A 23,450-nucleotide genomic window follows, 5' to 3' on the forward strand; every position below is an offset into this window, starting at 1 on the left:
GTTTCGAAGGTCCGGAGAGACGCCCTCGGCTTTCTGCCCGTTGCGGCCCGATCAGGGCCGTTCCTGGGCGTCATGCTGGGGGAATCCTGGGTGGATGCCGGGCTGAAAACAGCCACTGACCTGCACAAACAACGCAGCCCCCGGCGTACTTGCCGGGGGCTGTTGTCGTACGTGGATCAGGCGACCTCTGTCGCCTCCGTGGGGTCGTCCGCGCCGGGCGTCAGCATGGTTGCGATGGCTGCCCGGCCGCGTTGCTCGGCCCCTTCGAAGATGTAGTGGTAGTGCTCCCTGAGCACGTCAGTACTGCTGTGGCCCATCCAGTCGGCCACGTCGTTCTCTGGGACGCCGGCGTACAGCAGCCGCGACCCGTAGTAGTGCCGGAGTGAGTGCGCCTTGCAGTACTTCACCTGTCCCTTGCCCAGAGCCTCCATCCAGATCTTCGGGTAGAAGTACGACGCGTAGAGGTAGCCGGTCCGCGTCACGTTGGGGAAGAGAAGCCGCTCCGGCCCCCATACGCCGTGGTTCTTGATGTGCCGCCGAAGCTCGAAGGCGACGTTCGGCGGGAGGGGGACGGAACGCCCTGGCTCGCCTTCGTCACGCGCCTTGATGTGCCGACGCTAAATCGCGCTGTTCTTCCCCGAAGCGGTGTCTCCGTCCTCCGCAATCTGAAAGTCGACGCGAAGCGTCTCGGCCTTGAAGTCGATTTGATCGCGGGACACCGCCATGGCCTCACCCAACCGCAGGCCGCACCCGGCCATGAGCCACAGCATCGCGCGGTATCGCGGAGGAGCGGCATCGAGCATCGCCAGGACTTCCCGCGTCGTGAGCCGCCGCGCGGTGCTCTTGTGCTCCCGGATCTCCTTGGCGCGGCTGCCCGCGCCCTTGACCTTCTTGCACGGGTTCCGGCCGATGATCTCGTTGACGACAGCCCAGTCCATCATCCCGGAGAAGAACGAGAACCGCTGACGCCGTGTGCGAGCGGAGAGCTTCCGGTCCTGTTCCATCCACAAGAGCCACTGCTCAACGTCAGCGACCTTCAGGGACACGATGGAACGGGCCTTGAAGAACGGCTCAAGAGTCGTCTTCTGGATGGACCGGTACTGCTTCTTGGTGCTGTTCTCCAGCTTCCTTCGATTCGTCCACTGCTCCCACACGGCCGTCACGGGCTGCTTGCCCAACCGGTCGTCCAGGTAGGTCCCGGCGTCGAGTTCCTGTTCCTTGCGCTTGCGCTGGTCGTCGGCTCGCTTCTTGCTCTCGAAGGTCTTCTGCCGCTGCTTGCCGTCTGGGTCGTACCAGTACGTCGTCCACTTCTTCGGGTCGTCCTTCGAACGCGCAACCCAAGCTCTAGCCACGGAGGTGCTGGCCTTTCTGTCCAAGGGGAGTGCTCGATGAGTGCGCCGGGAGCACCTGACCTCAGATTGAGCTTGCCCACCCTGTGTTGTCAACCCTGGGTGGAGCCCTCAGGGTGGTGTATGGTGAGGGTATGCGAGCAGATGAGAGCGGCTTTGAGATCGAGCAGCAGCAAGGGGGGTGGACGGTTCGCATGTGGTGGCCGACAGGACCTGTGACTGGCGGCCCGCGGCGCATCACCATCGAGCCGGCCGCCGACGCGCCCGCACGGGACGTAGCCCGTGGCATCTCCACGACTGTGCTGCGCAGGCTCGACCTTGCTGCGGCTCTGAACCTGGCCAAGATGGCACCGCAGGCTCAGAGCGTCTTGGAGGACACGGCGAAGGCGCTCACCGAATCAGGGGAGACGGCCGGGCTTCTGCTGGCCAACGAGGGTGTTTCGGAGCGCTACTTGGCTGTTCTCTCGTTCACCTACGCGTCCATGGCCGACATGGGAGCCGTGGCCCCCGTGAGGCGATTGGCGAAGCTGATCGGCCGTAAGCCGGAGACCATCAAGGATCACTTGAAGCGGGCTCGGCGTGAAGGCTACTTGGGCACGATCGCTGGAAAGGCCGGGGGAGAGCTGACCGATAAAACGTCGAAGATCATCGAATCTATGGCGGTTTCGAAGGGGTAGCGACCTCCCTCGTAATGCAGAACTTAATAACTCACGGCCCCCGAGGCGACTCGGGGGCCTTCTGTTTCCGGAGGAGCGCTTGGCCAAACTGATGACAGTGGATGACGTAGCCGGGTATCTGAACAAGCCCCGGTCATGGGTACACGGGAACTGGCGTGACGAGAAGATCCCATTCCGAAAGGTGGGTCAGTCCCTCCGCTGCCGACCGGCTGACTTGGAAAAATGGCTGGACGAACAGAACTGAGGAATTGTCAGTATTGCGAGACCCATCAAAAGTCGGCCAAGGCCCGTACGCGGCGTTTTAGGTATGCGGGAATCCAGGTAAGCCGGAACAGGAACCTTGTGTACGACTTCGATGGTCTGACGGAACAAGTTCTGTCGGTCTACCGGGAATGGTGGGGCCGTATCAACACCACAGGGGCGTGACGTGAGGGAAGCCACCTCCGGGCGGCCTCCTCCTGTGTCGCATTAATTCAGAACAGTGGAGGAGCGATCCTCTGGGGGCCATGCACACTCGGCGGTGTTCCTCTGGCACGGCCTGCGGGCTGGGCAGTTCCTAAGTCGTTATGAGGCTCTGCGGACACCTCCCTGTGAGAGGGACAACAGCGGATCGTCATGGCCCGCAACCTCCCGTAACACCCGCCCGGCACGCCGCTCCCGTCCTCCGTCCGTCTCCCGGCCGGAGGGCGGGAGCGTGTGGTGCCCGACGGGAGCCCGGTCCACGATGGAGGGGTGAGCACACCCGGCGAGGGCCTGCTGCTGCGGCTGCGGTGCGTCCTGGACGCACCGCCCGCGGCCGTGTTCCGGGCCCTGACGGAACCGGAGGAGCTCGCCCGGTGGTGGGGCCCCGACGGATTCGGCATCCCGCGGGTGGAGAGCGACCCGAGGCCGGGAGGGACGTACCGCATCGCGATGCGGCCCCCGGAAGGCGCCGTGTTCCACCTGGTGGGGGAGTTCCTCGACGTCGATCCTCCGCGGCTCCTGCGCTGCACCTTCCGCTGGGAGGAGCCCGACCCGGAGGACCGGGAGACGGTCGTGACCCTGTCGCTCCGGGCCCTGCCCGGCACCTCGACCGAACTGACCCTCACCCAGGGAGCCTTCGCCACCGAACGGCGCCGCGCCCTGCACGAGGAGGGCTGGACCCAGTCGTTCGGCAAGCTGGCCCGGCTGCTCTGAGACCCGTCCGGGGGCGGGCCGGGTGCGTCAGTCCTCGTACCCCTCCGCGATCCGCCGCTCCCGGAGCTCGCGGATCGCGCGACGGCGGGCCAGGCGGTGGGTGCGGCGGATCTGGGCCTCCTGGTGGCGGCGGCGGTCGCGGTCGGTCTCCGGCAGGACCGGCGGCACCACCCGCGGCTTGCCGTCGGCGTCCACCGCGGCGAACACCAGATAGGCCGAGCCGACCTGGGTGGGCGGCGCCGACTCGTTCCAGCGCTCCGCCAGGACCCGCACACCGACCTCCATCGAGGTCCGGCCGGTCCAGTTGACCTGCGCCTTGACATGGACGAGGTCGCCCACGCGGACCGGCTCCAGGAACGCCATCTCGTCCATGGACGCGGTGACGGCGGGACCGCCGGAGTGCCGGCCGGCCACGGCGCCCGCCGCGTCGTCGACGAGCTTCATGATCACACCGCCGTGCACCGTCCCGAGGAGGTTGGTGTCGTTGTGGGTCATGATGTGGCTGAGGGTGGTGCGGGACGCGGACGTGGGCTTGCCCGGGATGTCCGGGAGGTCCGAGTCCACTGCGGTGACCTGGTCTGTCATGACCTCCACCTTATGCCGAGGGGGACAAGCCGGAACTTTGTGTCAGCTTGGCAACAGCGGAGCGCTGATTTTCCGACACCCCTTGTGAGGGACACGGCCGCGGCCTGCACACTGTTCCGCATGAACGATTGGCCCGAGGGATGGTCCGGCGACGACCGAGGCTCCCGGTACGGAAACGGCGGCGCGAACGCGCAGCCCGAGAGCGCGCGTGTCATGCGGCAGGTCCGGCGCGGCCCCGCCGCCCCGCCGCAGGGCGCCGGAGTCCCCCAGCAGCCGTCGTACGCCAGCGGCCAGGGACACGGCGACTACACCCACGCCCGGCAGTCCGGCTACGACAGCGGCTACAGCTCGGGCCAGGTCTACGGGTCCCCGGGCGGCCCCGGGCAGCCGGGCGGCCCCGCGGGCGCGTACCCGCAGGGCTCCCGCCCCGCGCCCGACTGGCGCCGCCGGATCAAGTGGACCGCGATCGCCGTCGTGACCGTCCTGGTCGTGACCTCGGTCTCCACCTACTTCTGGGCCGACGGGAAACTGCGCCGCGAGGTCGACCTCTCGAAGGTCATCGACCGCCCCGAGCAGGGCGACGGCACCAACTACCTGATCGTCGGCTCCGACAGCCGTGAGGGCATGTCCGCCGCGGAGAAGAAGGAGCTGCACACCGGCTCCGCCGAGGGCAAGCGCACCGACTCGATGATGATCCTGCACGTCGGGTCCAGCGGCGACACGCTCATCTCCCTGCCGCGCGACTCGGACGTGGAGATCCCGACGTACGTCGGCTCGGAGTCCGGCAAGACCTTCAAGGGCACGGGCCGGCACACCAAGCTGAACGCCGCCTACGCCGAGGACGGCCCGACCCTGCTCGTGCGGACCGTCGAGTACAACACCGGCCTGCACATCGACCACTACGTCGAGATCGGCTTCGCCGGCTTCGCGAACATCGTGGACGCGGTCGGCGGGGTGGACATCACCATCGACAAGGCGTTCAAGGACAAGTACTCGGGCGCCGACTTCAAGGCCGGCAAGCAGACCCTGAACGGCGAGGAGGCGCTCGCCTTCGTCCGGACCCGGCACGCGTTCGCCGCCTCCGACCTGCAGCGCACCAAGAACCAGCAGAAGTTCCTCGCCGCCCTCGCCCACCAGGTGGCCACCCCGTCGACGATCCTCAACCCGTTCAAGTTCTACCCGGTGATGGGCGCGGGCCTGGACTCCCTGATCGTCGACAAGGACATGGGGCTGTACGACCTCGGGTCCATGTTCTTCGCCATGAAGGGCGTCAACGGCGGCGACGGCGTGTCCATGAACATGCCGATCTCCGGCTCCTCCGGCGGCAACCTCGTCTGGGACAAGACGAAGGTCAAGCAGCTCGTGAACGAGCTGAACAACGACGAGAAGGTCACGGTGAGCGGTGACTGACCAGGGTGGGGACAGAGCGGCGTCCGGCCGTCCCTTCGACGCCGTGCTCTGCGACATCGACAACGTGGTACGCCACTTCGACTCCGCCCATCTGGAGGCGCTGGAACGCGCCGCCGGGCTGGCGGAGGGCACCACCAAGAAGGTGGCGTTCTCCCCGGAGGTCGACGGGCCGCTGCTGCTCGGGCAGATCACCGAGCAGGAGTGGGTCGCCGCCATCGCCGAGGGCCTGGCCCCGCTGGTGGAGGACGAGGAGACGGCCTGGTCGCTCGGCACCGCACTGCTGGAGTCGCCCTTCCACGCCGACGACGAGGTGGTCGCCCTGCTGCGCCGCGCCCGCACCCGGGTGCCGCTGGTCCTGGTCAGCAACGCCACGACCGGCCTGGAGGCCGACCTCGCCGCGATGGGGCTGACCGACCTCGCCGACGACGTCGTCAGCAGCGCCCGCGTCGGTCTCGTCAAGCCCGACCCGCGCATCCTGGAACTCGGGGCGGCGCGGGCCGGCGTACGGCCCGAGCGGTGTCTGTTCGTCGACGACACCCCGGAGAACGTGGACGCGGCCGCGGCGCTCGGCATGCGGGCCGTCCACTACCGCGAACCGGCCGACCTGGAGCGGGAACTGGCACCGCTGTTCGACTGAGCGCGCCGACGACGACCAGGGGCACCCCGCAGGGGCGCCCCTGACCGCGTTCAGGCGGGGATCACATCCGGGCGCCCGCCATCGTGCGACACGACTCGGCGCAGCGGCGACACGCCTCGGCGCACCGCATCATCTGCGGATCGTCCGGCATGGACATACACGCCTCGGCGCACATGTCACAGGCCTTGGCGCACATCGCGCACATCTCGGCCGACATGGGCGAGCGCCGCATCATCATGTCGGCGCACATGCGGGTCATCTCCGAGCAGTCCATCAGCGCGCGCATGATCTGCATCTGGGCCTGGCCGCCCATCTGCATGCAGGAGCTCATCGTCTCCTCGCAGATGGTGTGGCAGGACATGCACGCCTGGACGCAGTCCTGCATCTCCTTGCTCATCGCCGTCATGGCCGACTGCTGCTGGGTCATGGCTCCTCCTGGAGGGCTGAGGGGCCCGGGGCAGGCCCCGTGCACTACCGTCCTACGCCCCCACCGCCCCGCCCGCCATCCGAGTGCGTCCCCCGGGTACACGACCCGGTGCCGCGGCAGGCGACGTCTGCCCCGTCGCGACGCCCGGCACGCCCTCTCGCCGCACGGGCGGAAAGCCCCTTGACGGGCAGACGTCGCCTGCCGCGGCCCTAGGCGCAGCCGACCTCGTTGCCGCGTACGACCTCCGGCTCCGGGGCCGCCGGTTCCGTGGCCGGAGGTTCCGGCGCGCGGACCTTGCGCACCTCACGGAAGTCCGTGCCCGCGACGACCTTCAGGGTGGGGCCGAGGCCCGGGGCGGCGCGGAGTTCGCTGCCGGGGAGCGCGGCGGCCAGGGAGCGGGCCGAGCGGTCCCAGCGGGGGTCGTGGACGACGAGCGTGCGCCGTACGCCACGGGTGGGGGAGTCCACCGGGCGGTGCGTGGTGCGGAAGCCCGCCGCGGCGAGGGCGTCGTCGACGCGCCGGCCGAGGCCCTCGGTCGTCGTGCCGTTCTCCACCTGGACCAGGATCCGCTGCGGCGCCACCTCCACCCGCGGGGCCTGCGCGCGCGGGCTCGGCCTCGGCCGCGGCGGCGGGGCCGTCACGAGGGGCCTGTCCTCGCGCAGCGCACGGAAGACCCGCTCCGACTTCACCGGGTCCCACTTCAGCGTCGAACCGATGCCCGGCACCACGAACCCCAGCCGCCCGATCGGCACGGTCGTGAACTCGGAGGAGGCGGGGGAGAAGGTGCGCATCGCCCGCCCCAGATCGAGGAGTTCGTCCGTGCCGAAGCCGCGGTCCGCCCGGACCGACCCGAGCACCGCCCGGGTCACGTCCCGGAACCTCAGCGGGTTCAGCAGGATCCCCGACGACGTCGCCCGGTCCACCAGCGAGGCCAGGAACCCCTGCTGACGCCTCATCCGGCCCAGGTCCGAGGAGGCGTCCGCGTGCCGGGCCCGCACGTACTGCAGCGCCGCCCCGCCTCTCAGCGTGTGCTCGCCCGCGGCGAGGTCGAGGCCCGTGTACGAGTCCCGCAGGGGCCGCGCGGTACAGATCTTCACCCCGCCCAGCACGTCCACGGTCTTCATGAAGCTGGTGAAGTCGACCTCCAGATAGTGGTCGATCTTGACATGCGTCATGTTCTCCACCGTGCGCACGGTGAGCTGCGGCCCGCCCTCCGCGTACGCCGCGTTCAGCTTGAGCGGATGTCCCCGGTGCTCCCGCCCGCTGACCTGGTCGGTGTGCGGGGGCGTCTCGGCGTACGAGTCACGCGGCAGGCTCACCACGCTCGCCCGCTCCCGGTCCTCCGAGATGTGCACGATCATGATCGTGTCGGTGCAGTGGCAGGGCGCCCCGCCGAGCCGGAACCGGCGCCGCTCGGTCTCCGTGACCTTGTCCCGGCCGTCGGTGCCGACCAGCAGCACGTTCATGCCGTGCCCGGCCCGCGGCCGGTTCTTCATGTCCTTGAAGGGGTCGACCCGGACGATGTCCGCGTCGAGGCTCGTGACCAGGGAGTGCCCGATCCCCGCGGAGGCCAGCAGGACCACCGAGAGCGTGGTCGCCGCGCGCAGGCCCCAGCGCGGACGCCCGCGCCGTACGGGGCGCAGCGGGGGGCGCGGCGGACGGCGCCGGGTCCGGGGCGGTGTGGTGGGCATACGGGACACCTCCGGGCGACGGCCGAGGGGCGGGGGGGAAGCCGTGAGTACCGTAGGCCCGTACGATCTGTCGCCCGGTGCAGCGCACCCGGCGGCGCGCACCGGTGTCCCCCGTTCGCGGTAACGTGAGCGTCCTATGAACGCCAAGCCCGACGTGCAGCTCCCCGCCGTGTCCGTCATCATGCCCGTCCTCAACGAGGAGCGGCATCTGCGCGGAGCCGTCCAAGCGATCCTCGCGCAGCGCTACGCCGGCGAGATGGAGGTCGTGATCGCCCTCGGTCCGTCCACGGACCGCACGGACGCGATCGCCGCCGAGCTCGTCGCCGAAGACGCGCGCGTGCACACCGTGCCCAACCCGACCGGCCGTACGCCCGCCGCCCTCAACGCCGCGATCAAGGCCTCCCGCCATCCGATCGTGGTCCGGGTCGACGGGCACGGCATGCTCTCGCCGAACTACATCGACACCGCGGTACGGCTCCTTCAGGAGACCGGTGCGCAGAACGTCGGCGGCATCATGCACGCCGAGGGCGAGAACGACTGGGAGCACGCCGTCGCCGCCGCCATGACCTCGAAGATCGGCGTCGGCAACGCGGCGTTCCACACGGGCGGCCAGGCGGGCCCCGCCGAGACGGTGTACCTCGGTGTGTTCCGCCGCGAGGCCCTCGAGCAACAGGGCGGCTACAACGAGGAGTTCATCCGCGCCCAGGACTGGGAGCTGAACTTCCGCATCCGTGAGGCCGGCGGCCTGATCTGGTTCTCGCCGGAGCTCAGGGTGTCGTACCGCCCGCGGCCGTCGGTGAAGGCGCTCGCCAAGCAGTACAAGGACTACGGCCGTTGGCGGCATGTCGTCGCCCGCTACCACGAGGGCTCCATCAACCTGCGCTACCTCGCCCCGCCCACCGCGGTCTGCGCGATAGCCGCCGGACTGGTCGTGGGCGTCGCGCTCACCCCGCTCGGGTTCGTGGTGCCCGCCGGCTATCTCGCGGCGATCGCCGCCGGGTCCCTGCCGGCCGGCAAGGGGCTGCCGCTCAGGGCACGGCTGCAGATCCCCGTCGCCCTCGCCACCATGCACATGTCGTGGGGGTTCGGCTTCCTCACCAGCCCCCGTGCGCTGGCGAAGCGGGTCATCGCCTCGCGCCGCCCGGCGGTCCTCAGCGGTTCCACGAGCTGAGCACCGCCGGAAGGCGTACGACGGGCCCGGACTACCAGGTGTAGTTCGGGTCCACGTGCATGCACTGCGAGTCGTCGGCGCCGTTCATCGCCTGGGCCGACTCGGGCGTCTTGTCGTCGTCCTCCTTCGCGGACGCCTTGTACGCGCTGCCCGAGCGCCAGTCGCCGCCCACGTAGAGCGTGACCCCGGAGACGTCGGTGGACTGCTTCACCTGGCTCGTCGGGACACCGAGGGCCTTCGCCACCCGCAGGGCGTCGGCCTGGAGGTCGGCGCTCGGGTAGCGGATCACGGTCTTCTCCTCGGAGGTGGCCGCGGAGGTGTCCGCGACGGCCTCGTCGAAGCCCTTGCCCTTCAGTACCTCGGTCACCGCGCTCGCGCGCCCGACGACCGGGGCGAGCGTGCCCGTACGGGTGCTGTTGTGCACCTGCACCGCGATCCTCTCGTCCGCGGCGGCCGTGTCGGTGACCGTCGGCGAGGGGCTCGCGGTGGCCTTCTTCTCGTCCTTGCCGTCGAGGGCGATGTCCTCGCGCACCAGCCGGAACAGCTTGTCGGCGTCCTCGGTGGGCACCACACGGCCCGTCTGGACCGTGTCGTAGGCGTTCGGCATCGTCGTCATCGTGATGCGCTCGGTGGGCACCTTGCGCAGTTCGGTGGCCAGGTCGTACATCTTGGTGATGGTGTCCAGGCCGTCGTCGACGGTGATCGCCTGCGTGGCCGCCTCGGCGAGCTTGCGCAGCTTGTTGGGGTTGGTCAGCTTGGCGTTGGCGCGCAGCTCACGGACCATCGAGTTCATGTACATGTGCTGCGCCTTGGCGCGGGCGAGGTCGGTGTCGTCCTCGAAGCCGTAGCGGGTGCGCAGCCACTGCAGGGCCTGCTTGCCCTTGATGGACGTCGTGCCCTTCTCCAGTTTCAGACCGGAGCCCTTGCCGGTGCTGGTGTGCGAGTGGACGTTGGCGTCCACGCACACCGGGACGCCGCCGATGGCGTCCGCCATCGACACCACTCCCGAGAAGTCGATCATCATGAAGTGGTCGATGTGGATGTCGGTGAGCTTCTCCCAGGTGGCCACCGTGCAGCCCGGGCCGCCGCGGCCCAGCGACTCGTTGGTCATCGACCGGGTGCTCGCCGCGTACGTCTTCTTCGTGTCGGGGTCCGTGCACTTGGGGATGTCGACGAGCGTGTCGCGGGGCATGCTCACCACCGACATGTTGGTGCGGTCCGCCGACACGTGCAGCAGCATCTGGACGTCCGCGAGGGGCAGGCCCCCGTAGGTGTCCTTCGCGCCGCCCAGCTTCTGGTTCTCCGCGCTGTCGCGCGCGTCGGAGCCGATCAGCAGGATGTTCAGCGCGGTCTGACCGGCCGAGTTCGCCTGGGTCTTGGCGGCGCGGTCCTTGGCGTCGCCGAGATTGAGGTCGTCGCTCTTGATGTTGGCGTTCAGGTGCTCGTAGTACAGGTATCCGGCACCCGCGCCGCCGAGTATGACCAGGGCCAGCACCGTCGCCGACCAGCGCAGCACCCGCCGTCTGCGGCGCCCCCTGCCCGTGCCGCGGCCGTCGCCTCTGGCCCCGCCGTCGTCGTCGGACGCGTCCTTGTCCACCGGGGTCAGGGACATCGTGTCCTCGACCGCGGGAACCTCACCCCGCATCCCGCTTGTCGTCGCCAATTCCCCAGCCCCTCCCGGCCGTGCGCCTGACACGGGCCCGTCCCGCGTCCAGTCAGACGCACGACGGGCCCGTAGGGTTACCTACTTCGCGCACTGGACCTTGTCCGCCGTGGACTTCTGGACCGAGTCCGGCACCTTCGTCGTTGCCGTGAGCGAAACGCCCGCGCCCTTGAAGTCCTTGCCCAGCGTCAGCGTCATCGTCGGCAGACCCTGGGCGTTGGTGACGCTCTTCCCCGGCTTCAGCGCGGTGCCCGGCAGCCCCATGATGTCGGCGAGCCTGCGGGCCTGATCGGCCTGGTCGGGGTCGTACTCGAGCGTCGTTTTGCTCAGTTCCTCCGGCGCGTTGCCCGCGTTCTCGGACTTCGTCACGCCCTCATCATTCTGCAGCCAGTTAAGAGTCTCCTGTGCGCTGCCGGCCGGGGCTCCGCCGTTCATGACCTGCACGCGGACCTCGGAGGCGGCGGACTTGGTGCCCTTGAGCCGGGCGGCGGCCTCGGCGGCCGCCGCGCTCTTGGACTCCTTGGCCTTCTGCTTCACCTCGGTGAAGGAGACGTCGTCCTGGATCATCTGGAAGACGGTGGGCGCCGTGGAGGTGTTGACCACGACGGTCGCCTTGACCTTCTCCGCCGGGTTGTCGAGCACCGGAACGGTGGTGAAGGTCAGGTTCTTCACATTGAGCTTGCCCAGCTCCAGGCCCAGATCCTTGAGCTTGGTGATGCTGTCGAGCTTGGAGTCGACGGTCAGCGCCTTGGTACCCGCCTCCGCCAGCTTGATCATCTTGGTGGGGCTGGTGAGGGTGTCGTTCGACTTCAGCTTGCGCATCAGCGAGCCGAGGAACTGCTGCTGGATCTCGATCCGGCTCAGGTCGCCGCCGAAGCCCACCGAGTGCCGGGTCCGCACGAAGGCCAGCGCCTGGTCGCCCTCGATGGTGTGGGTGCCCTTGGACAGCTTCAGATGCGAGTCCGGGTCGTCGATGTCCTTCGCCAGACACACCTCGACGCCGCCGACCGCCGTGGTCAGCGTCTTGACCGCGTTGAAGTCGGCGACCATGAAGTTGTCCGCCTGGATCCCGGTCAGCTCGGTGACCGTGCGCACGGTGCAGCTCGGCGTGCGGTCCTCCTGGCCGAGGCTCGTGTTGAAGCGGACGGCGTCCTCGCCGGGGATGACCTTCTTGGTGCCGTCCTCCATGGTGGTCGGGCAGTCCGGGATGTCCACGATCAGGTCGCGCGGGATGCTGAGCGCGGTCGCGTTCGTACGGTCCTTGGAGACGTGCAGCAGGATCGTGGTGTCCGCGTGCCCGACGCTGCCGGAGTCGCCGTAGCCCTCGTTGCCGGAGCCGGTGCGCTTGTCGGTGCCGATCAGCAGGATGTTGATCGCCTTGTCCTTGCTGAAGCCACCGGTGCTCGCGCCGTCGTCGGAGACGGCCGTGATGTTGTCGTTGAGGTGCTCGAGATACAGATAGGCCGCGGCGGCCGTGCCCACCAGCACGAACGCCATCGTCCCGCCGGTCCACAGCAGGATCTTCTTCGCCTTCGACTTCTTCTTCACCGGCCGGCGGCCGCGCCGGTTCGGGGGCTCCTCCGGTACCCCGCGCCTGCGGCGCGGCCCCGGCACCCGCTCCGGCGCCTCCTCGGGCGCCTTCCGCTCCGGCGCGGCGGTACGACCGCGCGCCCCGCCGGACGCGCCGGCCGGGGCCGTCGTACGGGAGTCGGCCCTACGGGGTCCGGGGACCGCCGATTGCGCTGCGGAAGGGCTCAGTCGCAGTTCGTATTCGCCGGTGTCCGGATTGAGCACCCACTGGTCTGCGGGATCGATATTGTCCGCCCGCCCACGGCCTTGCGCGTCCACGGTTTGTCGAATCCTCCGTCGGGGCCACGCGGCGCCTTTCCCCCTGAAGGCGCTCGGGTCGTCTCGGTCACTCAGTCTCAAGTCGGTCACATCAGTGCACGACCCCGAGACAGACCACGCGGCCGGGTGCACCGGATCGCTCACACTATCCGCCCAGTTCAACGTGGAGCGACGGCCGTGACAAATTCCACGTCCCTACAACCGGGCAATCCGCCCCAATTCCCTGGGCTGCGGTTCCCGTGGGTCCTCGACTTGGCAAGCGCTTTACCCGCAGCCGTCCTCGGCGGCGGTGCTGCCGCGGAACGTAGGGGCCGGTGGCGAGGGGGAGAGGGCCGACACCCCGTACGGTCCGTGTTCACCCGACTCCGCCCCGCCCGAATTCATGGGAAGTTCGTGAGAAACGACGAGCGGACCATCCGTGCGCAGCTGTTCGAAGAGTTTCCCGGCCGCGGGCTCGACCAGTTGGTCGCGATTGGCGTTGTAGACGTACGACTCCCGTGGAACGGTCAGGAATTGCACCCGTTCGGTGGGAATGTCGCCCAGATCGCGCACGAGTTCATAGAGTCCGCGCAGGCTCGCCAGATCCGGGTCGGTGGTCAGCGCGGACGTGGCCGCGTCCAGCAGCGGATACAGCTTCACCGGGTTCAGCAGGACGTCGTTGCTGCGCACCTTGGTGACGAGCGCCGCGAGGAACCGCTGCTGCCGTTCCATCCGCTCGGTGTCGCTGCCGTCCCCCAGGGACTTGCGGGCCCGGACGTACCCGAGCGCCTGCTCCCCGTCGAGCGTCACCTCCCCGGCGGGCAGCCGCAGCTTGGCGGCCTTGTCGACGATGGGCTCGCCGACGCACACCCGCACCCCGCCCACGGCGTCGACCATCTCCTCGAACCCACTGAAGTCGACGACGACGTGATGATCGATCCGCACCCCCGTCAGCTTCTCGACGGTCCGGATGGTGCAGGCCGAGCCTCCGGTCTCGAAGGCGTAGTTGAACATCGCGAACATGGGCCCGTGCCGCGACCCGTCGCGCCGCCGGCAGGCCGGCACGTCGACCATCAGATCCCGGGGCAGCGACACCGCGGTCGCGCTGTGCCGCCCGCCCGACAGATGCAGCAGGATCGTGGTGTCCGACCGCTCGGTGCCCGAGTCCTTCCCGTACCGCCCGTTGTCGTCCCCGGCCCGCGAGTCCGACCCGATCAGCAGCACGTTCTGCGCGTCCTTCACCAGCGAGGCCGGCCGCTCCTTCGCGTACCGGGCGAGCTCGGCCGCGGCGGCCTCGTCGGGCGTGATGTTCCCGTCGAGCTGCGTGTAGAGCACCCACCCCACACCCCCACTCCCCACCACCAGCACCGCGAGCACGCCCACCCCGTACCCCACCCACCGCCGACGCCGCCGCCTCAGCCCCCACCCACCCGCAGAGGACCCACCCACGTCACCCACGTCCGTCTCACCCCTCCCGGGTCGTACGAGAGTGCGGTACCGCTCCTACGACGATGCCGCACCCCACCCGAAGCCGCGGCCGCGGCCGAGTCGAACGGGTGAACGCGGCCACCCCTGCGGCGTCGGTCGGTGTGTTGCAGCCCGTCCGGCGTTTGAGGCGAGGCCCTTTCGGGGCCGACCGGGGGTCCGGGGGGCGGAGCCCCTTGGGGAGGGGAAGGGCAGGGGCGGCGGGGGCGGGATCCCCCCTGGCCGACTACCGAGCCGTCGCCGTCACCCGCTCACTCTCGATCCGCTGAGCCACCGTCTCCTCCCCGGCCAACTCCAGATTCCGGCACAGCACCACGGACCCCCCACTCGCCAACGGCGCGTACAACCCCGCCCGAAGCCCCTCCCACGTGTCGTACGGCAACCCCGACAACAACCGCGACCCGGGCCCGGTCAGCCCCACCCCCGCCGCCCCGGCCCGCGCCCGCTCCACGATCTCCGCCCCGCTGAACTCCGCCCCGGCCACCACCAGCGCCGGCGCCTCGGGATCGACGGGCGCGTACGCCACGAACCGGTCCCCGTACGTCGGCACCTCCACGGCGTAGTCGACGTACCCCTGCGGCGGCCCCGGCACGAACCTCCGCCCGAGCGGCGCGAGCGAGAGCGCGTACCGCTCCCCGCCGCAGGCCAGCCCCGCCTCGAACCGACCCGGCCCCGCCACGACGAAGTCCGCCCGCGCCGGATCCCCGTCCACGTCCGCGACGACCCCCATCGACGCACACGCCAGCAGCCACACCGCCGTCTGCCAGTGCGCGGGCAGCAGCAGCGCGCCCCGGTCACCGGGCTCGGCGGACATCCCGTCCCGCAGCAGGTTCGAGGTCTTGGCCACCCAGTTGGCGAAGGTGGCCACGGACAATTCGACCCGTTCGCCCGTGGCGTCGTCGTAGAAGGTCACCAGGGGACGCGCGGCATCCGCGGCGAGCGCGGAACGCAGCAGGTCGGCAGGGGTGCGATCAGTGGCGTTCACCCGCGCAAGCGTACGCGCCGCCCCACCGCCGCACCCACCACCGCGCCACCGGTTCGGCCGAACGCCCACCCCTGCGGGGGCCACCGGTTCGGCGGAACGCTCCCGACGCCCCGTCACCTCACCGATGGACAGGAATATATGACTATGTCCAAGATCGTCCCCATGCGTGGATTGCTAGCTACTTCGATCGGTGTCACCTGCGCGGCCGCCCTCGCCCTGCCACTGACGTCGCCCGCCACGGCGGCGCCGGTGCGACCGGCGCCGACCGCGGAGGCCGGCGCGGCCCACACCGAATCAACGGAAAGCGCCGAGACGACCGAGACAACCGAAGCGACCCGAACGACCGAAGCCGCCGAAACAGCGGAACCGGCGACCGAATCGGCCGACACCAGGGCCGCCGTCACCCCCTCGTCCCTCCCCGGCACCACCCGGTCCCTGCCCCTCACCCCCCTCACCCGCGACCGCACCCTCGGCCCCGCCGACCAGGGCCTGCGCCGCCGGAACGTGCACCGCTTCTCCCTCCTCGGCGTCGTCTGGAACGACCCGGACGCCGAACTGCACGGCCGCGTCCAGGTCCGCACCCACCCGGTCGGCGGCGACGCCTGGTCCGGCTGGCAGGACGTGGAGACCCACAACGCCGACCACGGCGCGGACCCGGGCACCCCCGAACGGACCTCGGGTCATGTCCGCGGCGCCACCGCCCCCTTGTGGGTCGGCGACTCCGACGGCGTCGAGGTCCGCGTCCACCCCGACACCCGCAGCCGTACCGAGGAGACGGGCCGGGGCGTCCGTACCCTCTCCGCGGCCGCCCCCCTCCCGGCGGGCCTGCACCTGGAACTGGTCGACCCCGGCGCCCCCGCCGCGGCCCCCGTCCATGTCCCGGTGGCACCGCGCAGCCGAGCCCTGCCCCACCCCGCACCCCCGGCCCTGTCCCCCGCAGAACGGGCCGCCTCGGCCGCCAACGCCACCCTGGCCCCCCTGGGCGCCACGAAGATCACGGCCCTGAACCGCGAACAGACGAAGAAACAGGCGGCGAAGCAGCAGCGCCGGGCGAACCCGTACATCGGCCCCCGCCCGAGCATCGTCACCCGCCGAGGCTGGGGCGCGGACGAGAGCATGCGGGAGACGGGCTTCCGCTACACCACCACGGTCAAGGCCGCCTTCGTCCACCACACCGCCACCGGCAACAACTACACCTGCGCACAGGCCCCGTCCGTCATCCGTGGCATCTACCGCTACCACGTCAAGAGCATGGGCTGGCGGGACATCGGCTACAACTTCCTCGTCGACAAGTGCGGAACCATCTACGAGGGCCGCGCCGGCGGTGTCGCGAAGGCGGTCATGGGCGCCCACACCCTCGGCTTCAACACCAACAGCATGGGCGTCGCCGTCCTCGGCACCTTCACCTCCGCGAAGCCGAACTCGGCCACCGTCACGGCGATCGCGCGTCTGACGGCATGGAAGCTCGGCCTCTTCGGCGCCGATCCGAGGGGAAAGACATACCTGAAGTCCGGAGGTGGGAATCTCTACGCCAAGGGAAAGAACGTACGACTGAATGTGATCTCCGGCCACCGTGACGGCTTCGCCACGGAATGCCCGGGCAAGCAGCTCTACGGCAAGCTCGGCACGGCCCGCTCCACCGCGGCGACCTACCAGGGCCGCTGACAGCGGACCACGACCCGGAGTCCGGGGGTCAGGGGAGGCCCCCGGAACCGCCGCACCGGCCCCACCGGCCCGCAGCGAAGCGGAACCGCGTCCGAACAGCCGGAGAACACATCCAGATGGGGGCACATTTCATCAGCCGTCGGGGGGACAGTCCTCTCGGGACTGGGACGGAACACCGCACGGCCTGGAAAGCGCCACACAACGGTCTGCATACACTGGCCGGCCGAATGACAGTTCGGCCGGTCCCGGCAGGAAGCAGAGACGAAGGTGACAGAAGCGATCCTCCTGGTCGGCGGCAAGGGCACCCGGTTGCGCCCGCTCACGGTGCACACGCCCAAGCCCATGGTCAGGGCGGCGGGGGTGCCGTTCCTCACGCACCAGCTCGCGCGGGCGAAGGCGGCGGGCGTGGACCACATCGTCCTCGCGACGAGCTATCTGGCGGAGGTCTTCGAGCCGTACTTCGGCGACGGCTCGTCCCTGGGCCTCCACATCGAGTACGTGACGGAGGAGGAGCCCCTCGGCACGGGCGGCGCCATCCGCAACGTGGCGTCCCGTCTGCACTCGGCGCCCGACGACCCGGTGCTGGTCTTCAACGGCGACATCCTCACGGGCCTGGACATCGGAAGACTGGTGGCCACGCACCGGTCGACGGCGGCGGACGTGTCGCTGCACCTGACGAAGGTGACGGACCCCCGCGCCTACGGCCTGGTCCCCACGGACGAGACGGGCAGGGTCCTGGCGTTCCTCGAGAAGCCGCAGACCCCCGAGGAGATCGTCACCGACCAGATCAACGCGGGCGCGTACGTGTTCCGCCGCTCGGTCATCGACACCATCCCGGCGGGCCGCCCGGTCTCGGTCGAACGCGAGACCTTCCCCGATCTGCTGGCGGCCGGAGCCCACCTTCAGGGCATGGTGGACTCCACCTACTGGCTGGACCTCGGCACCCCCGCGGCCTTCGTACGGGGCTCGGCCGACCTCGTCCTGGGCCGCGCCCCGTCCCCCGCGGTCCCCGGCCGCTGCGGCGACCGTCTGATCCTCCCCACGGCGAGGGTCGCGGCGGACGCCAAGCTGACCGGCGGCACGGTGGTCGGCGAGGGCGCCTTCGTGGCCGAGGGCGCGCGGGTCTTCGGCTCCACGATCCTGCCCGGCGCCGTCATCGAACCCGGCGCCGTCATCACCGACTCCCTCATCGGCACCCGGGCCCGAGTCGGCGAACGCTCCGTCCTCACCGGCACGGTCATCGGCGACGGCGCGATCGTCGGCCCCGACAACGAACTCCGCGAGGGCGCCCGGGTCTGGTGCGACGCCCAGATCCCGGCAGGAGCGGTCCGCTTCTCCTCGGACCAGTAACCCGCACCTCTCGACGCCGGTCGCGGCCTTGCAACCCGCCCGGCGTCCGAGCGAGCCCGTTCAGGGCCGATCGGGGGTCCAGGGGGCGCGGCCCCCTGGAATCGGGGCCGAAGGGGCGGCGCCCCTTCACAGCGCCCCGATGTCCCCCCGCCGCATCCGCGGAGCCCTCCGCTCCGGCACCCGCCCGCTCAACAGGATCAACCGCGCGGCCCGGTGCCGCTGCCCCGCATAGGGCTCCAGCAACTCCAGCATCACCGCGTCGTCCGCCTCCCGGTCCCCCGCCAGCGCCCACCCCACGATGCCCGGCAGATGAAGGTCCCCCACCGTCACCGCGTCCGCCGCCCCATGACTGCGCTGCACGGTCTCCGCCGACGTCCACGGCCCGATCCCCGCCACCACCTCCAGCCGGGCCCGCGCCTCCTCGGCAGACATCCCCACCGCCTCCTCCATCCGCCGCGCCACCCGCACGGCCCGCAGGATCGTCGACGCCCGCTTGTTGTCGACCCCCGCCCGATGCCACTCCCACGACGGGATCAACGCCCACGTCCGCGCCGGCGGCATCACCCACAACCGCCCACCCGCCGCGGGCCCCGGCGCCGGCTCCCCGAACTTCCGCACCAGCGACCGCCACGCCCGATAGGCCTCGTCGGTCGTCACCTTCTGTTCGAGGATCGACGGGATCAGCGACTCCAGCACCAGCCCGGTCCGCGTCAGCCGCAACCCCGGCCGCCGATGCCAGGCCGCCGCCACGACCCGGTGCCGCGGCACGAACACCTCCGGCTCGTCGGCGGCGCCCAGCAGCTCGGGCAACCGCTCCAGCAGCCACTCCGCGCCCGGCCCCCACGCCTCCCCCCGTACGGCACCCGCACCGGCCGCCACCGACACCCGCAACGTCCCCGCCCCGGCGGGCGTCAGACTGGCCCGCCACACCGAACCGTCCGGCATCGCCCGGAACGTGGGATCCCCGGCGCCCCGCCGCAGGGGCCCCAGCACCAGCCCCAGATCGACCGGCCCCCGCGGCACCCACTCCCGGGCCAGCATCCGCGCGGTGCCACCGGCCCCGGCGCCCGCCGGACCACCCGGCCGAGGAACCCCACCGGGCACCCCGACATGCCCGCCGCGCACGGTCGTACGCGTGGGCCGAGGTGCGAAACGTCCTGCCACGATGCCAGTCCCGAATCAAGAGAGCCGAACGAAGCCTTGTCCCCCCACCATCCCCTCTCCGCGTCTCACCTCACCTCGATGAACCCCTCCACCCCCCGCTCCCCCCGCGCCCGGGGCTCCTCCGCCGCATGCCCGACGGCCACGGCCCCCATCGGATCCCACCCCTCGGGCAGCCCCAGCACCTCGCGCACCACGTCCCGGCAGAACATCGTCGACGACACCCACGCCGATCCCAGCCGCTCCCCGGCCAGCGCGACCAGGAAGTTCTGCACCCCGGCCCCGGCCGCGACGACGAACATCTCGCGCTCGGCGCCGTCCCGCCGCGCGTCGCCGTAGGTGTGGGAGCCGTCCATCACCAGACACGGCACCACCAGATACGGCGCGTCGCGCAGGACGTCCCCCCGCCGCACCCGCTTGGCGATCGACTCCTCGGACTTCCCGTCCCGCCGCAGATCCGCGATCCACGCGTCCCGCATCGCGTCCAGCAGCCGCACCCGTGACTCCGCCGACTCCAGCAGCACGAACCGCCACGGCGTCGTGTGGTGCGGCGCCGGCGCCGTCACCGCCGCGGCCACCGCCCGTCGTACCGCCCCGGGATCCACCGGCTCGTCGGTGAAGGCCCGCACGGTCCGCCGCTGCGTCACCGCGAGCCGCACCGCCTCCGAGGTCCCCAGCCGGAACATGTCGTCGCGCGCCCCGCGCACCAGGGCGGCGGCACCGTCCGGCGCGTCCTGGGTCACCACCCGTGCCAGCCCCCGCACCACCGCCACGGGCAGCCCGGCCGCCTTCCCCTTCACCAGGTCCCCGGCCGCCGCCAGCTCGTCAGCCGTCGCGACGACCGTCGCGCTCAGCGGATTGCCGTACGCGTCCGTCCCCCCGCGCAGATCGTCCAGCACCCGCACCCCGGCGGCGCCGATCGCCACATCGGTGAGGCCCGCGCGCCAGGGCCGCCCGAAGGTGTCGGTGACGACGACCCCCACCTCGACACCGAGCGCGTCCCGCAGCCCGTCCCGGATGACCCGCGCGGACGCGTCCGGGTCCTCGGGCAGCAACAGCACCGTCCCGGAAGGGGTGTTGGAGGCGTCGACCCCCGCCGCGGCCATGATCAGCCCCTGCCGGTTCTCGACGATCCGCAGCGTCCCGCGTCGTGCCACGACCCGTACCGTCTCGGCGTCGATCGCGGCCTCGCGGTCGTCGGCGCGGACGATCCGCCCCTCCGCCTTGGACACGATCTTCGACGTCACCAGCAGCACGTCCCCGTCGGCCAGCCCGGGCTCGGCGGCGGCGATCAGCTTGGCGATGTCGTCCCCGTCCTGCACCTCCGGCAGCCCGGCGACGGCCCACACGCGATACCCGTGCTCAGCGCTCACGCCGTCCGCACCTCCTCCGCCAGCTCCAGCGCCTCCCGCGCCATCCGCGCGGTCGCGTCGAGGTCGCTCATCATCAGCGGCACGGCACGGCAGCGGATCCCGGCCGCCTCGATCCGCTCCACGGACCCGGCGTCCACGGTGTCCACGAGCCAGCCGTCGAGCAGCCCCGAGCCGTAGTGCTCGGCGACCGCCGCCGCCGTGGACTCCACGCCGACCGCCGCGAGCACCTTGTCCGCCATGCCCCGCACGGGCGCGTCCCCGACGATGGGGGACAGGCCCACCACCGGGACCCCGGCCTCGGCGATCGCCTCACGGATGCCGGGCACGGCGAGGATGGTGCCGACCGAGACGACCGGGTTCGACGGCGGGAACAGCACGACGTCCGCCGCCGCGATCGCCTCCAGCACCCCCGGCGCCGGCTTCGCCTGCTCGGCGCCGACCGGCACGACCGCGTGCGCCGGCACCGACGCCCGCAGCCGCACCCAGTACTCCTGGAAGTGCACGGCTCTGCGCTCGCCGTCGATCTCGACGGCGACATGCGTCTCGACCCGGTCGTCCGTCATCGGGATCAGCCGCACCCCCGGCCTCCACCGGTCGCACAGCGCCTCCGTCACCGCGCTCAGCGGATATCCGGCGCCGATCATCTGCGTCCGCACGATGTGCGTGGCGAAGTCCCGGTCGCCCAGCCCGAACCACTCCGGCCCGACGCCGTACGCCGCGAGCTCCTCCTTCAGATGGAAGGTCTCGTCGGCGCGGCCCCAGCCCTGTTCCTCGTTGATGCCGCCGCCGAGCGTGTACATCACGGTGTCGAGGTCCGGGCAGACCTTCAGCCCGAAGAGATGGATGTCGTCGCCGGTGTTGCCGATGACGGTGATGTCCGCGTCCGGCACGGCCCGCTTCAGACCGCGCAGGAACCGGGCACCGCCGATGCCGCCTGCCAGAACCACAATGCGCATGGGAGCAGTCTCGCAGGCCCCCCCCGACGACCCGCCGGGCGGTTGGGGACAACCCCCCGCCTGTGGACAACCCGACCACCCGTACGAGCCGCGACCGCCCCTCGCCGGTCACGACCGCCCCGTACCGGCCACGACCGGCCCCGTACCGGCCACGACCGGCCCCGTACCGGCCACGACCGCCCTACGCGCTGACGGCGTCCACCGTGTTGTACGTCTCCCGCGCCGTGCAGGCCGTGTGGTGCATCGGCATCTCGGTCAGCCCCGGGAAGTACACGTGCAGGCTCACCGCCGGCTCCAGCGCGTCGTTGACCACCTCGTGCACGTACCCCGGCGCGAACACCCGCTGCGCGCCCGCCCCCAGCACCCGCTTGCCCCGCTCCGTGCGCTCGGTCAGCTCGCCGTCCAGGACGGTCAGCACCCCCGAGGAGCGGCCGTGGTCGTGCAGCCCGCTGCCCTGTCCGGGCACCCAGGACAGCAGCCACACCTCGTAGCCCGGGCCGGTGCGCAGCCGGTGGTACCAGCGGGTCGTCGCGTCGTAGCGGACGAGGTGCTCCCACTGGGCGCGGTCGGCGGCGATGTCGCGGGCGACGCCGACGAACTCGGCCACGGTGGCGGGGTGCTCGCGCGGGGCCTGGAGAAGGTGCGGGACTTCGAGGATGTCGCCGGCGATCTGGAGGTCGCTGTCGCTGTTCATGGGGTGGGGTGGTTCCTCGGCGGAAGAGTGGGGGGCGGCTGGGTGTCGCGTGCCGTCCACCCGGATCACGGGTGGATCAGGGGTGCCCTGGTGCGGGCCGAAGGGAAACAGCGGCCGGGTCGCGGTGGACCCGGGAGGGGCGGCCGGAGCGCGTTGGGCTCAACAGCCGGAACAGCAACAACAGCTACAGCGAGCACGGGCAGCACCGTGGGACCCGGCGGAGCGGGTCGAGGCGAGTGCCGAGTTCGCGAGCATGCCCACAAGGACATCGGTTCACACCTGTCGGTGTCAACTCGGCGCCCGGTATCTGGGACACGGTTCACCTCATCCGGTGCATCCGAGAAGTGAAAGGTTTGTGCACGCGGCCACCGGGACACACGAGGCACAAGCCGGGCGCGCAAGCTGCTGGCGACCCCGCGATCCGCCTGTGATCCGGTTCGCTTCCGCGCGCGTGTCGCAACGGGATCGAACTCCTGGGCGTCCTTCCCCGTACAAGCACTGCGCGGGGTCCGAGCCCTCCAGGGCCTCATCTGCATGTCAAGGTTTATGGCGATTTGAACACTTACCGCACGGCCTTGGTTCCGCAGAGTGAATAAGGGGCCCAATAGCAGATCTCGGCTTGACTCGCCCGGAGCAGCACACTTGTAATTTCACTCGTGTCGTTCAGCCGGCATCGGTAACGGACCATGGCGCCGACATCGGCAAACGGCCAGGTACACGGGGACGCGAAAGACAGAGCGAGGGGCGCACATGACCGAGCTGGTGCAGCAACTGCTGGTCGACGACGCGGGCGAGGAACTCGGCTGGCAGGAGCGCGCACTGTGCGCCCAGACCGACCCCGAGTCCTTCTTCCCCGAGAAGGGCGGCTCGACCCGCGAGGCCAAGAAGGTCTGTCTCGCCTGCGAGGTCCGCTCCGAATGCCTCGAGTACGCCCTCGCCAACGACGAACGCTTCGGCATCTGGGGCGGCCTGTCCGAGCGCGAGCGCCGCAGGCTGAAGAAGGCCGCGGTCTGAGACCACGCCCCGAGCGGGCGGAACACACCTCGCGGGCACGGGCCCCGCGAGGGCGGACGAGGCGGCGAACGGCCCGTCGCAGGTGGGTTGTCCACAGGCGGCGGGCCGCCGTCCTGCCCAGCCGATAGTGTGGGCGCTCGTCCGAGACACCCCG

Annotated in this window: 22 protein-coding genes; 9 read left to right on the forward strand and 13 right to left on the reverse strand. The window is 70.7% G+C overall.

Annotated elements, in window-relative coordinates; genetic code table 11:
* Window positions 1–176: 176 nt before the first annotated feature.
* Window positions 177–608: a site-specific integrase gene (locus OG852_RS29015; protein ID WP_330351516.1), complete on the reverse strand. Its 432-nt coding sequence runs from the start codon at window positions 606–608 to the stop codon at window positions 177–179.
* Window positions 609–617: 9 nt separating this feature from the next.
* The gene (locus OG852_RS29020; protein ID WP_330349420.1) at window positions 618–1,352 is read right to left on the reverse strand and encodes a tyrosine-type recombinase/integrase; all 735 of its coding nucleotides are present in this window, start codon (window positions 1,350–1,352) and stop codon (window positions 618–620) included.
* A gap of 131 nt (window positions 1,353–1,483) precedes the next feature.
* On the opposite strand from OG852_RS29020, the gene OG852_RS29025 reads away from it, so the two are divergent.
* From OG852_RS29025 to OG852_RS29035, 3 genes are all read left to right on the forward strand, one after another.
* Window positions 1,484–2,026: a hypothetical protein gene (locus tag OG852_RS29025; protein WP_133917463.1), complete on the forward strand. Its 543-nt coding sequence runs from the start codon at window positions 1,484–1,486 to the stop codon at window positions 2,024–2,026.
* 91 nt (window positions 2,027–2,117) lie between these two features.
* Window positions 2,118–2,270, forward strand: coding sequence for a helix-turn-helix domain-containing protein (locus OG852_RS29030; protein ID WP_133917495.1), 153 nt, complete (start codon window positions 2,118–2,120; stop codon window positions 2,268–2,270).
* A gap of 488 nt (window positions 2,271–2,758) precedes the next feature.
* Window positions 2,759–3,202: an SRPBCC family protein gene (locus OG852_RS29035; RefSeq protein ID WP_133917465.1), complete on the forward strand. Its 444-nt coding sequence runs from the start codon at window positions 2,759–2,761 to the stop codon at window positions 3,200–3,202.
* 27 nt (window positions 3,203–3,229) lie between these two features.
* On the opposite strand, the gene OG852_RS29040 is transcribed toward OG852_RS29035, so the two are convergent.
* On the reverse strand, window positions 3,230–3,787 hold the full coding sequence (locus tag OG852_RS29040) for an acyl-CoA thioesterase (protein WP_133917466.1): 558 nt from the start codon (window positions 3,785–3,787) through the stop codon (window positions 3,230–3,232).
* A 120-nt stretch (window positions 3,788–3,907) separates the two neighbouring features.
* Between OG852_RS29040 and OG852_RS29045 the strand changes: the two genes are divergently transcribed.
* Both OG852_RS29045 and OG852_RS29050 read left to right on the forward strand, forming a co-directional pair.
* Window positions 3,908–5,197, forward strand: a complete 1,290-nt coding sequence (locus OG852_RS29045; protein ID WP_133917467.1) for an LCP family protein — start codon at window positions 3,908–3,910, stop codon at window positions 5,195–5,197.
* On the forward strand, window positions 5,190–5,834 hold the full coding sequence (locus tag OG852_RS29050; RefSeq protein WP_133917468.1) for an HAD family hydrolase: 645 nt from the start codon (window positions 5,190–5,192) through the stop codon (window positions 5,832–5,834). Before OG852_RS29045 ends, OG852_RS29050 begins: the two co-directional genes overlap by 8 nt.
* Window positions 5,835–5,895: 61 nt before the next feature.
* Here the strand turns inward: OG852_RS29050 and OG852_RS29055 are convergent, their stop codons facing one another.
* Complete coding sequence (locus tag OG852_RS29055) at window positions 5,896–6,261, reverse strand: four-helix bundle copper-binding protein (protein WP_133917469.1); 366 nt, start codon at window positions 6,259–6,261, stop codon at window positions 5,896–5,898.
* Between the two features lie 209 nt (window positions 6,262–6,470).
* Entirely contained in the window at window positions 6,471–7,952 is a 1,482-nt protein-coding gene (locus OG852_RS29060; RefSeq protein ID WP_330349421.1) for an LCP family protein, read from the reverse strand.
* A 136-nt stretch (window positions 7,953–8,088) separates the two neighbouring features.
* Between OG852_RS29060 and OG852_RS29065 the strand changes: the two genes are divergently transcribed.
* Window positions 8,089–9,123, forward strand: a complete 1,035-nt coding sequence (locus OG852_RS29065) for a glycosyltransferase family 2 protein (protein WP_133917471.1) — start codon at window positions 8,089–8,091, stop codon at window positions 9,121–9,123.
* Window positions 9,124–9,154: 31 nt separating this feature from the next.
* Here the strand turns inward: OG852_RS29065 and OG852_RS29070 are convergent, their stop codons facing one another.
* The 4 genes from OG852_RS29070 to OG852_RS29085 all read right to left on the reverse strand — a co-directional run bounded on the left by OG852_RS29070 (window position 9,155) and on the right by OG852_RS29085 (window position 15,083).
* On the reverse strand, window positions 9,155–10,735 hold the full coding sequence (locus OG852_RS29070) for an LCP family protein (RefSeq protein ID WP_330351517.1): 1,581 nt from the start codon (window positions 10,733–10,735) through the stop codon (window positions 9,155–9,157).
* A gap of 132 nt (window positions 10,736–10,867) precedes the next feature.
* Window positions 10,868–12,634 carry an LCP family protein gene (locus tag OG852_RS29075; RefSeq protein WP_133917472.1) on the reverse strand — a complete coding sequence of 589 codons (1,767 nt, stop codon included), beginning with the start codon at window positions 12,632–12,634 and terminating at the stop codon, window positions 10,868–10,870.
* Between the two features lie 264 nt (window positions 12,635–12,898).
* Window positions 12,899–14,062 (reverse strand): LCP family protein, encoded by a 1,164-nt coding sequence (locus OG852_RS29080; protein ID WP_443064574.1) that lies wholly within the window; start codon window positions 14,060–14,062, stop codon window positions 12,899–12,901.
* Between the two features lie 262 nt (window positions 14,063–14,324).
* A complete protein-coding gene (locus OG852_RS29085) occupies window positions 14,325–15,083 on the reverse strand; it encodes a TIGR03089 family protein (protein ID WP_330349423.1) in 759 nt (252 codons plus the stop codon).
* 144 nt (window positions 15,084–15,227) lie between these two features.
* On the opposite strand from OG852_RS29085, the gene OG852_RS29090 reads away from it, so the two are divergent.
* On the forward strand, window positions 15,228–16,748 hold the full coding sequence (locus OG852_RS29090) for a peptidoglycan recognition protein family protein (RefSeq protein ID WP_330349424.1): 1,521 nt from the start codon (window positions 15,228–15,230) through the stop codon (window positions 16,746–16,748).
* Between the two features lie 267 nt (window positions 16,749–17,015).
* Complete coding sequence (locus tag OG852_RS29095) at window positions 17,016–18,098, forward strand: sugar phosphate nucleotidyltransferase (protein ID WP_133917475.1); 1,083 nt, start codon at window positions 17,016–17,018, stop codon at window positions 18,096–18,098.
* Window positions 18,099–18,224: 126 nt separating this feature from the next.
* Here OG852_RS29095 and OG852_RS29100 read toward each other — a convergent pair whose 3' ends face one another.
* From OG852_RS29100 to OG852_RS29115, 4 genes are all read right to left on the reverse strand, one after another.
* Entirely contained in the window at window positions 18,225–19,262 is a 1,038-nt protein-coding gene (locus tag OG852_RS29100; protein WP_330349425.1) for a DNA-3-methyladenine glycosylase family protein, read from the reverse strand.
* Between the two features lie 65 nt (window positions 19,263–19,327).
* Entirely contained in the window at window positions 19,328–20,632 is a 1,305-nt protein-coding gene (locus OG852_RS29105; RefSeq protein WP_133917477.1) for a coenzyme F420-0:L-glutamate ligase, read from the reverse strand.
* Window positions 20,629–21,588: a 2-phospho-L-lactate transferase gene (gene cofD / locus OG852_RS29110; RefSeq protein WP_133917478.1), complete on the reverse strand. Its 960-nt coding sequence runs from the start codon at window positions 21,586–21,588 to the stop codon at window positions 20,629–20,631. Before cofD ends, OG852_RS29105 begins: the two co-directional genes overlap by 4 nt.
* 181 nt (window positions 21,589–21,769) lie before the next feature.
* Window positions 21,770–22,282 carry a cysteine dioxygenase gene (locus OG852_RS29115; RefSeq protein WP_330349426.1) on the reverse strand — a complete coding sequence of 171 codons (513 nt, stop codon included), beginning with the start codon at window positions 22,280–22,282 and terminating at the stop codon, window positions 21,770–21,772.
* 750 nt (window positions 22,283–23,032) lie between these two features.
* On the opposite strand from OG852_RS29115, the gene OG852_RS29120 reads away from it, so the two are divergent.
* Window positions 23,033–23,296, forward strand: a complete 264-nt coding sequence (locus tag OG852_RS29120; protein WP_030792866.1) for a WhiB family transcriptional regulator — start codon at window positions 23,033–23,035, stop codon at window positions 23,294–23,296.
* The last annotated feature ends 154 nt before the right edge of the window (window positions 23,297–23,450 follow it).

Source organism: Streptomyces sp. NBC_00582, from assembly GCF_036345155.1.
Taxonomy (GTDB): domain Bacteria; phylum Actinomycetota; class Actinomycetes; order Streptomycetales; family Streptomycetaceae; genus Streptomyces.

Bases quoted from the DNA above. Each gene is read 5' to 3' on its own strand.
- OG852_RS29045 (WP_133917467.1), top strand. From the start codon at position 3,908: ATGAACGATTGGCCCGAGGGATGGTCCGGCGACGACCGAGGCTCCCGG.
- OG852_RS29030 (WP_133917495.1), top strand. From the start codon at position 2,118: ATGACAGTGGATGACGTAGCCGGGTATCTGAACAAGCCCCGGTCATGG.
- OG852_RS29065 (WP_133917471.1), top strand. From the start codon at position 8,089: ATGAACGCCAAGCCCGACGTGCAGCTCCCCGCCGTGTCCGTCATCATG.
- OG852_RS29070 (WP_330351517.1), bottom strand. From the start codon at position 10,735: ATGTCCCTGACCCCGGTGGACAAGGACGCGTCCGACGACGACGGCGGG.
- OG852_RS29120 (WP_030792866.1), top strand. From the start codon at position 23,033: ATGACCGAGCTGGTGCAGCAACTGCTGGTCGACGACGCGGGCGAGGAA.
- cofD (WP_133917478.1), bottom strand. From the start codon at position 21,588: ATGCGCATTGTGGTTCTGGCAGGCGGCATCGGCGGTGCCCGGTTCCTG.
- OG852_RS29040 (WP_133917466.1), bottom strand. From the start codon at position 3,787: ATGACAGACCAGGTCACCGCAGTGGACTCGGACCTCCCGGACATCCCG.
- OG852_RS29055 (WP_133917469.1), bottom strand. From the start codon at position 6,261: ATGACCCAGCAGCAGTCGGCCATGACGGCGATGAGCAAGGAGATGCAG.
- OG852_RS29060 (WP_330349421.1), bottom strand. From the start codon at position 7,952: ATGCCCACCACACCGCCCCGGACCCGGCGCCGTCCGCCGCGCCCCCCG.
- OG852_RS29115 (WP_330349426.1), bottom strand. From the start codon at position 22,282: ATGAACAGCGACAGCGACCTCCAGATCGCCGGCGACATCCTCGAAGTC.
- OG852_RS29025 (WP_133917463.1), top strand. From the start codon at position 1,484: ATGCGAGCAGATGAGAGCGGCTTTGAGATCGAGCAGCAGCAAGGGGGG.
- OG852_RS29090 (WP_330349424.1), top strand. From the start codon at position 15,228: ATGTCCAAGATCGTCCCCATGCGTGGATTGCTAGCTACTTCGATCGGT.